Origin of the sequence: Variovorax sp. RTB1, assembly GCF_035018765.1 — a bacterium.
GTDB lineage: Bacteria > Pseudomonadota > Gammaproteobacteria > Burkholderiales > Burkholderiaceae_C > Variovorax.
Genome location: NZ_JASJXG010000025.1, coordinates 1 through 12,919 on the forward strand (window position 1 = coordinate 1; position 12,919 = coordinate 12,919).

A 12,919-nucleotide genomic window follows, 5' to 3' on the forward strand; every position below is an offset into this window, starting at 1 on the left:
CGCGCCATCGACGGTGCCTTCCTGATGCCTGTGGAAGACGTGTTCTCCATCTCTGGTCGCGGCACCGTCGTCACCGGCGCTGTCGAGCGCGGTGTCATCAAGGTCGGCGAAGAAATCGAGATCGTCGGCATCTCGCCAACCCAGAAGACCACCTGCACCGGCGTGGAAATGTTCAGGAAACTGCTCGACCAAGGCCAGGCTGGCGACAACGTCGGCGTGCTCTTGCGCGGCACCAAGCGCGAAGACGTCCAGCGCGGCCAAGTGCTCTGCAAGCCCGGCTCCATCAAGCCGCACACCCACTTCACCGCCGAAGTCTATGTCCTGTCCAAGGACGAAGGCGGCCGTCACACGCCGTTCTTCAATAACTACCGCCCGCAGTTCTACTTCCGCACGACGGACGTGACCGGTGCGATCGAGCTGCCCGAAGGCAAGGAAATGGTCATGCCTGGCGACAACGTGAGCATCACCGTGAAGTTGATCAACCCGATCGCCATGGAAGAAGGCCTGCGCTTCGCCATCCGCGAAGGTGGCAAGACCGTCGGCTCTGGCGTCGTGGCCAAGGTCCTCGCTTAAGAAGATAACGAAGGGGTATAGCTCAATTGGCAGAGCGTCGGTCTCCAAAACCGAAGGTTGTAGGTTCGATTCCTACTGCCCCTGCCACCTGAGGTGGCAGCTCTTGAAAAGCCCGTCATGTCCTGACGGGCTTCGGCGTCTAAGGAAACACAGCCAACCATGGCAACTTCTCAAATCGAAACCGTGAGCACCGGTGCAGACAAAGCCAAATTGGCTGCGGCGGTGTTGCTGGCTGTGGGCGCCATCGTCGCGTTCTACCTGCTCACGCGCCAGGGCTCGCTGGTGCAGTGGGCCGTGTTGCTCGTGTTGCTCGCGGCAGCGGTGGGTGCATTCGCCAGTTCTGAAAACGGCCGTCAGCTCTGGGCTTTCGGGCGCGACTCCTGGCGTGAGGTCAAGAAGGTCGTCTGGCCGACGCGCAAGGAAACGATGCAAATGACGGCGTACGTGTTCGGCTTCGTCGCGATCATGTCCGTTTTCCTTTGGCTCACCGACAAGACGCTCGAATGGGTGTTTTTTGACCTCATTCTGGGTTGGAGAAAATAATGACCGAAGAAGTTGTTGAAACCACGCCGGAAGAGGTGAATCCGCTGTTGGCACCTGCTGCCAACCCGGATCTGCGCTGGTATGTGGTGCACGCTTATTCTGGAATGGAAAAGGCCGTCGAACGCAACATCCTCGAGCGCATCAGCCGCGTGGGGATGCAGGCCAAGTTCGGTCGCATTCTGGTGCCGACAGAAGAAGTCGTCGAAATCAAGAATGGTCAGAAGCGCACCACAGAGCGTCGCTTCTTCCCGGGCTACGTGCTGGTCGAAATGATCATGGACGACGAGAGCTGGCACCTGGTGAAGCACACCAACAAGGTGACGGGTTTTGTCGGCGGTGCGAAAAATCGGCCAGCCCCGATCTCGCAAAAAGAGGTCGAAGACATCGTCAATCAGATGCAGCAGGGCTCCGAGAAACCCCGTCACAAGGTCGAGTTCATGCCGGGCGAGTTCGTGCGCGTCAAGGACGGCCCGTTCACCGACTTCAATGGCACCGTCGAAGAAGTGAACTACGAGAAGAGCAAGGTCCGCGTTTCGGTCATGATCTTCGGCCGCGCGACGCCGGTCGAGCTCGAGTTCAGCCAGGTCGAAAAGACCTGAGCCAGACCTGATGCCGCCGGTCGGAAGACCGGAACCAATTTTGACCGCGCGTAGTCCGACTCGCACGCGGTTTTTATCGAAGAGTCGTTAACCCCCGGGGAGCCGAGGCTGAACCAGCCAACGCGTTATCACCCGCAAGGAGAAAAGCATGGCGAAAAAAATCGTCGGCTTCATCAAGCTGCAAGTGCCAGCTGGTAAAGCCAACCCCTCACCGCCTATCGGTCCCGCATTGGGCCAGCGCGGTTTGAACATCATGGAGTTCTGCAAGGCGTTCAACGCGCAGACTCAAGGCGTCGAGCCCGGCCTGCCGCTGCCAGTGGTCATCACTGCGTTCGCTGACAAGAGCTTTACCTTCATTATCAAGACGCCACCAGCGGGCATCCTGATCAAGAAGGCGATCAAAATTGACAAGGGTTCGGCCACGCCGCAATCCGTCAAGGTCGGCAAGATCACGCGCGCCCAGCTCGAAGAGATCGCCAAGACGAAGATGAAGGATTTGACCGCTGCCGATTTGGACGCAGCGGTTCGCACCATCGCCGGCACTGCCCGTTCGATGGGCGTGACTGTGGAGGGCGTGTAAATGTCCAAGCTCACCAAAAAACAAAAAGTGTCTGAAGGCAAAGTGGACAGCGACAAGCTGTACGCCTTGATCGAAGCTATTGGTCTCGTGAAAGACGCGGCCACCGCCAAATTCGACGAATCGATCGACGTCGCAGTGCAACTCGGCATCGACGCAAAGAAGTCGGATCAAGTCGTGCGTGGCGCTGTCGTGCTGCCCAACGGCACCGGCAAGACCAAGCGTGTGGCTGTGTTCGCCCAGGGCGCAAAGGCTGAAGAAGCCAAGGCGGCCGGCGCCGACATCGTCGGCATGGACGACCTGGCCGCGATGGTCAAGGCGGGGAATATGCCTTTCGACGTGGTCATTGCTGCGCCGGATGCCATGCGCGTCGTCGGTACGTTGGGCCAGATCCTCGGCCCACGCGGTTTGATGCCGAACCCGAAGGTCGGCACTGTGACGCCCGACGTCGCCCAAGCGGTTCGTAACGCGAAGGCAGGCCAGGTGCAGTTCCGTGTCGACAAGGCCGGCATCATCCACGGCACGATCGGACGTCGTTCTTTCGACACCGACAAGTTGCAGGGCAATCTGGTTGCACTGATCGAAGCGCTGGTGAAAGCCAAGCCGGCGACCAGCAAGGGCGTGTTCCTGCGCAAGGTGGCTGTTTCGTCGACGATGGGCATAGGTGTCCGCGTGGACACGCAAACCATCTCGGCGAGCTGAGAGAGCAAGAGAATTTGCCCTGCTGTTCGAACGGCGGGGCGATGTGGTGGGTCGCGGCAGCTTCTGTTGCCGTGGGCCATCCAAGACCGTTGGTGTGCAGGGCAGCCTGTACTTAATTGCCTCCCCCGCGCGAGAGGCGACCAGCGCAGATGGCGATCCCGCTGCAAAGGATTTGTTTCCTGAACGGTTGGTCGCTGCATGAAGCGCGTCCCGAGGCTGTGGCAAAAACCAGGCTGAGAGGCGCATTAAAAGGAGTAGACCTTGAGTCTGAATCGCAGTGAGAAAGAAGCGGTCATCGGTGACGTGACCAGCCTCGCCGCAAAAGCTCAAACGCTCGTTCTGGCGGAATACCGTGGTATCACGGTTGCCGATATGACCAAGTTGCGCAATGAAGCGCGCAGCAAGGGTGTGACTCTCAGCGTGTTTAAAAACACGCTGGCACGCCGTGCTGTCGCTGGTAGCGCATTCGAAGTCCTCGGTGACCAGATGACCGGTCCGCTGATCTACGGTTTTTCCGTCGATGCCGTGGCCGCCGCGAAAGTGGTGGCCGATTTCGCGAAGACCAACGACAAGTTGGTGATTCGCGGCGGTGCATTCGGCGGCAAAGTCCTGGACGTGAACGGCGTGAAGCAACTGGCCAGCATTCCTTCGAAGGAAGTGTTGTTGGCGCAATTGCTGGGCTTGATGCAATCCCCCATTTCCCGTACCGCTCGCGTGCTCGCGGCGCTGGCGGCGAAACGTGGCGAAGGCGCGGTAGAAGCAGCACCCGATGCACCTCCGGCAGAAGCCGAAGCGCAGCCAGCGTAAGCCGGCTTGCGTTTAAACATTTCAACCCAATTGTTAGGAAACAAAAATGGCATTCGATAAAGACGCATTTCTGACCGCGCTCGACAGCATGACGGTCCTGGAACTCAACGACCTGGTGAAAGCCATCGAAGAGAAGTTTGGCGTGAGCGCTGCTGCCATGGCAGGCCCCGCTTCCGCCGGCCCAGCCGCCGCAGTCGCTGAAGAACAAACTGAATTCAATGTCATGTTGATGGAAGCTGGCCCGAACAAGGTTTCGGCGATCAAGGCTGTGCGCGAAATCACCGGCCTGGGCTTGAAAGAAGCCAAGGATCTGGTCGAAGCCGCTCCCAAGGCTGTCAAGGAAGGCCTGTCCAAGGCTGACGCCGAAGTTGCCAAGAAGAAGCTGGAAGATGCCGGCGCCAAGGTGGAACTGAAGTAATTCGGTTTCCGCGAAGGGCTGGAGGGCTTTATGGCCCTCCAGCCTTTGCCGCTTTCAGAGCGCGTTCAAAATCCATGCTGCGGTGCGGTTTTTAACGGGCTCCGAGAGGCCACCAGAAAGTCAATTCAAGACTTTCTAGTGTCTTCTGACCCCGACTACAGAAGACCCCTTGGTTCGGGCGATGTGCAATGCATCGCCGTCCGCCAGGGCTGGTAGTGGCCAGCCGCCAGGGAGTGGTGCGAAAGCATCGACTCAAGTCGCGCAAGATCTCAAGCCCCGGAGCTCTCATGGCCCAAACGTCCGCGTACAGTTACACCGAGCGCAAGCGCATCCGAAAAAGTTTCGGCAATCGCGACAGCGTCGTCGAAATCCCTTACCTGCTGCAGATGCAGAAAGACGCGTACACCGCGTTCCTGCAAGCCGGCATCGCGCCCACCAAGCGCACCATAGAAGGTCTGCAAGCCGCTTTCACAGCGGCGTTCCCTATCGTCTCGCACAACGGTTTTGTCGAGATGAAGTACCTCGAATACAACCTGGCGAAACCGGCGTTCGATGTGCGCGAATGCCAGACCCGCGGGTTGACCTTCGCCTCGGCCGTGCGCGCCAAGGTTCAACTCATCATCTATGACCGCGAGTCGTCGACTTCGCAGTCGAAGGTGGTGAAAGAAGTGAAGGAACAAGAGGTCTACATGGGCGAAGTACCGCTCATGACCGAGAAGGGTTCCTTCATCGTCAACGGTACCGAGCGCGTCATCGTGTCGCAGCTGCACCGTTCTCCGGGCGTGTTTTTCGAGCACGACAAGGGCAAGACCCATTCGAGCGGCAAGCTGCTGTTCTCGGCCCGCGTGATTCCTTACCGCGGCTCGTGGCTCGACTTCGAATTCGACCCGAAGGACATGCTGTACTTCCGCGTCGACCGTCGCCGCAAGATGCCTGTCACGATCCTGTTGAAGGCCATCGGCCTGAACCCGGAATCGATCCTCGCGAACTTCTTCGTGAATGACAACTTCCGCCTGATGGACAGCGGCGCGCAGATGGAGTTCGTGTCCGAACGCCTGCGCGGTGAAGTCGCCCGTTTCGACATTACCGACAAGTCCGGCAAGGTCGTGGTCGCCAAAGACAAGCGCGTTACCGCGCGCCACACGCGTGAACTGGAAGAGTCGAAGACCACGCACATCAGCGTGCCGGAAGACTTCCTGGTTGGCCGCGTCATTGCCCGCAACATCGTCGAAGCCGACACCGGCGAAATTCTGGCCAAGGCCAACGATGAGCTGACCGAAGCGCTGCTGAAGAAGCTGCGCACAGCGGGTGTTCAAGACATCCAGGTGATTTACACCAACGAACTCGACCAGGGCGCGTACATCTCGCAAACCCTTCGCATCGACGAAACCGTTGACGAGTTCGCAGCGCGTGTGGCCATCTACCGCATGATGCGTCCCGGCGAGCCGCCGACGGAAGACGCGGTGCAAGCGCTGTTCCAGCGTCTGTTCTACAACCCGGACACGTACGATCTTTCGCGCGTCGGCCGTATGAAGTTCAACGCCAAGGTCGGTCGCGACGAGTCGACCGGTCCGATGGTGTTGACCAACGAAGACATCCTGGCAGTGGTCAAGATCCTCGTCGACCTGCGCAATGGCAACGGCGAAGTCGACGACATCGACCACCTCGGCAATCGACGGGTACGTTGCGTCGGCGAACTGGCCGAAAACCAGTACCGCACCGGTTTGGCACGGATCGAAAAGGCCGTGAAGGAACGTTTGGGTCAAGCGGAGCAAGAGCCGCTGATGCCGCACGACCTGATCAACAGCAAGCCGATCTCGGCGGCGTTGAAAGAGTTCTTCGGCGCTTCGCAGCTGTCGCAGTTCATGGACCAGACGAACCCGCTGTCCGAAATCACCCACAAGCGCCGCGTGTCGGCTCTTGGCCCGGGCGGTCTGACGCGTGAACGTGCCGGCTTCGAAGTGCGCGACGTGCACGTGACCCATTACGGCCGCGTGTGCCCGATCGAAACGCCTGAAGGCCCGAACATTGGCCTGATCAATTCGCTGGCTCTGTACGCCCGCCTGAACGAATACGGCTTCATCGAAACGCCCTACCGTCGCGTGGCTGACAGCAAGGTCACGATGGACATCGACTACTTGTCGGCCATCGAAGAAGGCAAGTACGTCATTGCCCAGGCCAATGCGGTTCTGGACAAGGACGGCAAGCTGACCGGCGACCTGGTTTCCGCACGTGAAGCCGGCGAATCGATCCTGGTCGGTGCCGAGCGCGTTCAGTACATGGACGTGTCGCCGGCGCAGATCGTGTCGGTCGCGGCATCCCTGGTGCCGTTCCTGGAGCACGACGATGCCAATCGCGCATTGATGGGTGCCAACATGCAGCGTCAGGCCGTGCCTGTGCTGCGCCCTGAAAAGCCGTTCGTCGGCACCGGCATCGAGCGCGTTTCCGCGGTCGACTCCGGTACCGTGGTGACGGCCACCCGCGGCGGCGTGGTCGACTATGTCGATGCGACCCGTGTCGTGGTGCGCGTGAACGACGCCGAAGCGGCGGCCGGTGAAGTCGGTGTGGACATCTACAACCTGATCAAGTATCAGCGTTCGAACCAGAACACCAACATTCATCAGCGCCCGATCGTGGCGCGTGGAGACCACATTTCCAAGGGCGACGTGGTGGCCGACGGCGCATCGACCGACCTCGGCGAACTGGCCCTCGGCCAGAACATGCTGATCGCGTTCATGCCATGGAACGGCTACAACTTCGAAGACTCAATCCTGATCAGCGAACGGATCGTCGCCGAAGACCGCTACACCTCGATTCACATCGAAGAGCTGGTGGTCATGGCGCGCGACACCAAGTTGGGTGCCGAAGAAATTACCCGCGACATCCCGAACCTTGCCGAGCAACAGCTCAACCGGCTGGACGAATCCGGGATCATCTACGTCGGTGCCGAAGTGCAGCCGGGCGATACGCTGGTGGGCAAGGTCACGCCGAAGGGCGAGACCACACTGACGCCTGAAGAAAAGTTGCTCCGCGCCATCTTCGGCGAGAAGGCATCCGATGTGAAGGACACCTCGCTGCGGGTGGATCAGGGCTCGCAAGGCACCGTGATCGACGTGCAGGTGTTCACCCGCGAAGGCATCGTGCGCGACAAGCGTGCGCAGCAGATCATCGACGACGAACTCAAGCGCTTCCGCCTCGACCTGAACGACCAGCTTCGCATCGTCGAAGCCGATGCGTTCGACCGTATCGAGAAGCTGCTGACCGGCAAGGCTGCGAATGGTGGCCCGAACAAGCTGGCCAAGGGCACCAAGCTCGACAAGGCGTACCTTACGTCGGTCGAGAAGTTCCACTGGTTCGACATCCGCCCAGCGGACGACGAAGTGGCCTCGCAGCTTGAATCGATCAAGAACTCGCTGGAGCAAACACGTCACAGCTTCGATCTGATGTTCGAAGAGAAGCGCAAGAAGCTGACGCAAGGCGACGAGCTGCCGGCTGGCGTGCTGAAGATGGTCAAGGTCTACCTGGCCGTCAAGCGCCGCCTGCAACCCGGCGACAAGATGGCCGGCCGTCACGGCAACAAGGGCGTCGTGTCCAAGATCGTTCCGGTCGAAGACATGCCCCACATGGCCGACGGCACGCCGTGCGACATCTGCCTGAACCCGCTGGGCGTGCCTTCGCGCATGAACGTGGGCCAGGTCCTCGAAGTGCATTTGGGCTGGGCCGGCAAGGGCATCGGTCAGCGCATCGGCGACATGCTGCAAGCCGAGGCCAAGGTGGCCGAAGTGCGCAAGTTCATGGACCAGTTCTACAACGGCTCCGGCCGCAAGGAAGACCTGGCGCAACTGAGCGACAGCGATGTGCTGGCGATGGCCGCCAATCTGGCGGCCGGCGTGACCTTCGCGACGCCGGTGTTCGACGGCGCTTCGGAAGAAGAAATCCGCGGCATGCTGAAGCTCGCTTATCCGGAAGAGATCGCCAAGCTCAAGGGTCTCACCGACACGCGCACGCAGGCCTACCTGTACGACGGCCGCACGGGTGATCAGTTCGATCGTCCGGTCACCATCGGCTACATGCACTTCCTGAAGCTTCACCATTTGGTGGACGACAAGATGCACGCGCGCTCGACCGGTCCGTACTCGCTCGTTACGCAACAACCGCTGGGCGGCAAGGCTCAGTTCGGTGGTCAGCGTTTCGGCGAAATGGAAGTGTGGGCACTCGAAGCCTACGGCGCTGCCTACGTCCTGCAGGAAATGCTGACGGTGAAGTCCGACGACGTTGTGGGCCGTACCAAGGTGTACGAGAGCATCGTCAAGGGCGAACACTCCATCGAAGCCGGCATGCCGGAATCGTTCAATGTGCTGGTCAAGGAAATTCGTTCCCTCGGCCTCGACATCGAACTCGAACGTTCATAAGCAGAAAAGGAAAGAGTCACATGAAGTCACTACTCGACCTGTTCAAGCAATTCACGCCCGATGAGCATTTCGATGCCATCAGCATCCGCATGGCTTCACCCGAGAAGATCCGTTCGTGGTCTTTCGGTGAAGTGAAGAAGCCGGAAACGATCAACTACCGCACGTTCAAGCCCGAGCGCGACGGCCTGTTCTGCGCGAAGATTTTTGGCCCTATCAAGGACTACGAATGCCTTTGCGGCAAGTACAAGCGTCTTAAGCATCGCGGTGTCATCTGCGAGAAGTGCGGCGTTGAAGTCACGCAGACCAAGGTGCGCCGCGAGCGCATGGGTCACATCGATCTGGCCGCACCTTGCGCCCACATCTGGTTCCTGAAGTCGCTGCCATCGCGTCTGGGCCTGGTGCTCGACATGACGCTGCGCGACATCGAACGCGTGCTGTATTTCGAAGCGTACGTGATCACCGACCCCGGCATGACCCCGCTGAAGAAGCGCGAGATCATGTCCGAAGACGACTACGACACCAAGCGCAAGGAATTCGGTGACGAGTTCACTGCCAAGATGGGCGCCGAAGGCATCAAGGATCTGCTCGAAGGCATCGAGCTCGACAGCGAGATCGAACGCCTGCGCGGCGACCTGACCGGTTCCGAAGTCAAGGTCAAGAAGAACTCCAAGCGCCTCAAGGTGCTCGAAGCCTTCCGCAAGTCGGGCATCAAGCCCAACTGGATGGTGCTCGACGTGCTGCCGGTGCTGCCGCCGGACCTGCGTCCGCTGGTGCCGCTCGACGGTGGCCGTTTTGCGACCTCCGACCTGAACGACCTGTATCGACGCGTCATCAACCGCAACAGCCGCCTGCGCCGTCTGCTGGAACTGAAGGCGCCGGAAATCATTGCGCGCAATGAAAAGCGGATGCTGCAGGAAGCCGTCGACTCGCTGCTGGACAACGGTCGTCGCGGCAAGGCAATGACGGGCGCCAACAAGCGTGCACTCAAGTCGCTTGCCGACATGATCAAAGGCAAGAGCGGTCGTTTCCGCCAGAATTTGCTGGGCAAACGGGTCGACTACTCGGGTCGTTCGGTCATCGTGGTGGGTCCGACCCTCAAGCTGCATCAGTGCGGCTTGCCAAAGCTGATGGCGCTCGAACTGTTCAAGCCCTTCATCTTCTCGCGCCTCGAGGCCATGGGCATCGCGACGACGATCAAGGCGGCCAAGAAGGAAGTCGAATCCGGCACGCCGGTGGTTTGGGACATTCTGGAAGAGGTGATCAAAGAGCACCCGATCATGCTGAACCGTGCACCCACGCTGCACCGGTTGGGCATTCAGGCGTTCGAGCCGATCCTGATCGAAGGCAAGGCGATCCAGCTGCACCCACTCGTTTGCGCGGCTTTCAATGCCGACTTCGACGGTGACCAGATGGCCGTCCACGTGCCGTTGTCGGTTGAAGCGCAGATGGAAGCCCGCACCTTGATGCTGGCCTCCAACAACGTGCTGTTCCCGGCCAACGGCGAACCATCGATCGTGCCGTCGCAAGACGTGGTGCTGGGTCTGTACTACACGACCCGCGACCGCATCAACGGCAAGGGCGAGGGCCTGATCTTCTCCGACATCGGCGAAGTTCAGCGTGCACTCGACGCCGACGTGGTCGAGCTGACCGCCCGCGTGGCGGTGCGCATCACCGAGTACGCCAAGGACAAGGAAACCGGCGAATTCACCGCGTCGACCTCGCTCGTCGACACGACCGTAGGCCGTGCGTTGCTGTCCGAGATCCTGCCGAAGGGCCTGCCGTTCTCGAACATCAACAAGGCGCTGAAGAAGAAAGAAATTTCCAAGCTCATCAACGTCTCGTTCCGCAAGTGCGGTTTGAAAGAGACAGTGGTGTTCGCCGACAAGCTGTTGCAGAACGGTTTCCGTCTCGCCACCAAAGCCGGTATCTCGATCGCCATCGACGACATGCTGGTGCCCGCCGAAAAGCACGGCATCATTGAGCGCTCGGCCAAGGAAGTGAAAGAGATCGAGCAGCAATACGTCTCGGGTCTGGTGACCTCTGGCGAGCGCTATAACAAGGTGGTCGACATCTGGGGCAAGGCGGGCGACGAAGTGTCGAAGGTCATGATGTCCAAGCTCTCGAAAGAGCGCGTCATCGATCGCCATGGCAAGGACGTCGAGCAAGAGTCCTTCAACTCGATCTACATGATGGCCGACTCGGGCGCTCGCGGTTCCGCTGCGCAGATTCGCCAGGTTGCCGGCATGCGCGGTTTGATGGCCAAGCCCGACGGCTCGATCATCGAAACGCCCATCACCGCGAACTTCCGCGAAGGTCTGAACGTGCTGGAGTACTTCATCTCCACCCACGGTGCCCGTAAGGGCCTGGCCGATACGGCATTGAAGACGGCCAACTCGGGTTACCTGACGCGTCGTTTGGTCGACGTGACGCAAGACTTGGTGGTCATCGAGCAGGACTGCGGTACGCACGGTGGTTACCTCATGCGCGCCATCGTCGAAGGCGGTGAAACCATCGAATCGTTGCGGGACCGAATCCTCGGTCGTTCGGCGGCCGAAGACGTGCTGCATCCGGAAAATCGTTCGGTGCTGCTGAAGGCCGGCGAGATGTTCGACGAGGACAACATCGAAGTGCTCGAGGCGCAAGGCGTCGACGAAGTCAAGGTGCGGACCGCGCTCACGTGCGAAACGCGTTTTGGTATCTGCGCCACCTGCTACGGACGAGATCTCGGTCGCGGCGGCCTGATCAACATCGGCGAAGCTGTCGGTGTGATCGCGGCGCAGTCGATCGGCGAACCCGGCACGCAGCTGACGATGCGGACCTTCCACATCGGCGGTGCGGCATCGCGTTCGGCGATCGCTTCCAGCGTCGAAGCAAAGTCCAACGGCACGATCGGTTTCAACGCCACGATGCGCTACGTGACCAACGGCAAGGGCGATCTGGTCGTCATCTCGCGTTCGGGCGAAATCGTGATTCACGACGAGCATGGCCGTGAGCGCGAGCGTCATAAGGTGCCGTACGGCGCCATCCTGGCGGTGAAGGCGGATCAGCAAGTCAAGGCTGGCCATGTGCTCGCCAACTGGGACCCGCTGACGCGCCCGATCATTACGGAGTTCGCCGGCAAGACCCAGTTCGAGAACGTTGAAGAAGGTCTCACGGTTGCCAAGCAGGTCGACGAAGTGACCGGTCTGTCGACCCTGGTCGTGATCGATCCGAAGCGTCGCGGTGCCACCAAGGTGGTTCGTCCTCAGGTCAAGCTGATCGACGGCACGGGCAACGAAGTGAAGATCCCCGGCACCGACCACTCGGTGACGATCGGCTTCCCGATCGGCTCACTGGTCCAGATCCGCGACGGCCAGGACGTGGGCCCTGGCGAAGTGCTGGCGCGCATTCCGGTCGAAGGTCAGAAGACGCGCGACATCACCGGCGGTCTGCCGCGTGTGGCGGAGCTGTTCGAAGCCCGTTCACCGAAGGACAAGGGCATGCTGGCCGAGATGACCGGTACCGTGTCGTTCGGTAAAGAGACCAAGGGCAAGATTCGCCTGCAGATCACCGATCCCGAAGGCGGCGTCTATGAAGACCTCGTGCCGAAGGAAAAGAACATCCTGGTCCACGAAGGCCAGGTGGTGAACAAGGGCGAGTCTGTGGTCGACGGACCGGCCGATCCGCAGGACATCCTGCGCCTGCTGGGCTCGGAAGAACTCGCGCGCTACATCGTGGACGAAGTGCAGGACGTGTATCGCTTGCAAGGCGTGAAGATCAACGACAAGCACATCGAGGTGATCGTTCGCCAGATGCTGCGTCGGGTCGTTGTCGACAACATCGGCGACACCAACTACATCTCCGGAGAACAGGTCGAACGCAGCGAAATGCTCAACACCAACGACGCCCTGCGCGCCGCTGACAAGATCCCCGCGACGTTCACCAACCTGCTGCTGGGTATCACGAAGGCATCGCTGTCGACCGACTCGTTCATCTCCGCGGCTTCCTTCCAGGAAACCACGCGCGTGCTGACCGAAGCGGCCATCATGGGCAAGCGCGACGAACTGCGCGGCCTGAAGGAAAACGTCATCGTCGGCCGCCTGATTCCCGCAGGCACCGGCATGGCGTACCACCAGGCACGCAAGGTCAAGGACGCCATGGACGAGGCAGAGCGCCGCGCGATCGCCGATTCGGAAGCGGCCGAACTGGCTGGCAATTCCAGCGACGACACTGCGACGGCCGACGCGGGCGAAGGCGCCGCAGCCGAGTAATCGGCCCCACGCGCTACCGCGCGTTAGCATGCCGGCAT

General features: G+C 60.3%; 9 protein-coding genes and 1 tRNA gene. All 10 read left to right on the forward strand.

Annotated features, from left to right (window positions below; translation table 11 throughout):
* Nucleotides 1–573, forward strand: a 573-nt coding sequence (locus QN397_RS15910; protein WP_323501416.1) for an EF-Tu/IF-2/RF-3 family GTPase, incomplete at its 5' end; no start/stop codon positions are given.
* Between the two features lie 11 nt (nt 574–584).
* A tRNA-Trp gene (locus tag QN397_RS15915) sits at nt 585–660 on the forward strand.
* A gap of 72 nt (nt 661–732) precedes the next feature.
* Nucleotides 733–1,116: a preprotein translocase subunit SecE gene (gene secE, locus QN397_RS15920; protein ID WP_187053274.1), complete on the forward strand. Its 384-nt coding sequence runs from the start codon at nt 733–735 to the stop codon at nt 1,114–1,116.
* A complete protein-coding gene (gene nusG / locus QN397_RS15925; RefSeq protein ID WP_323498359.1) occupies nt 1,116–1,715 on the forward strand; it encodes a transcription termination/antitermination protein NusG in 600 nt (199 codons plus the stop codon). The genes secE and nusG overlap by 1 nt, the downstream gene beginning before the upstream one ends.
* Before the next feature lie 148 nt (nt 1,716–1,863).
* Nucleotides 1,864–2,295 carry a 50S ribosomal protein L11 gene (gene rplK / locus QN397_RS15930; protein WP_187053272.1) on the forward strand — a complete coding sequence of 144 codons (432 nt, stop codon included), beginning with the start codon at nt 1,864–1,866 and terminating at the stop codon, nt 2,293–2,295.
* A complete protein-coding gene (gene rplA / locus QN397_RS15935) occupies nt 2,296–2,994 on the forward strand; it encodes a 50S ribosomal protein L1 (RefSeq protein ID WP_187053271.1) in 699 nt (232 codons plus the stop codon).
* A gap of 261 nt (nt 2,995–3,255) precedes the next feature.
* On the forward strand, nt 3,256–3,801 hold the full coding sequence (gene rplJ / locus QN397_RS15940; protein ID WP_323498360.1) for a 50S ribosomal protein L10: 546 nt from the start codon (nt 3,256–3,258) through the stop codon (nt 3,799–3,801).
* A gap of 46 nt (nt 3,802–3,847) precedes the next feature.
* Nucleotides 3,848–4,219, forward strand: a complete 372-nt coding sequence (gene rplL, locus QN397_RS15945; RefSeq protein ID WP_187053269.1) for a 50S ribosomal protein L7/L12 — start codon at nt 3,848–3,850, stop codon at nt 4,217–4,219.
* 287 nt (nt 4,220–4,506) lie between these two features.
* Nucleotides 4,507–8,631, forward strand: a complete 4,125-nt coding sequence (gene rpoB, locus QN397_RS15950; protein ID WP_323498361.1) for a DNA-directed RNA polymerase subunit beta — start codon at nt 4,507–4,509, stop codon at nt 8,629–8,631.
* Nucleotides 8,632–8,651: 20 nt separating this feature from the next.
* A complete protein-coding gene (gene rpoC / locus QN397_RS15955) occupies nt 8,652–12,881 on the forward strand; it encodes a DNA-directed RNA polymerase subunit beta' (protein WP_323498362.1) in 4,230 nt (1,409 codons plus the stop codon).
* Nucleotides 12,882–12,919 lie beyond the last annotated feature (38 nt).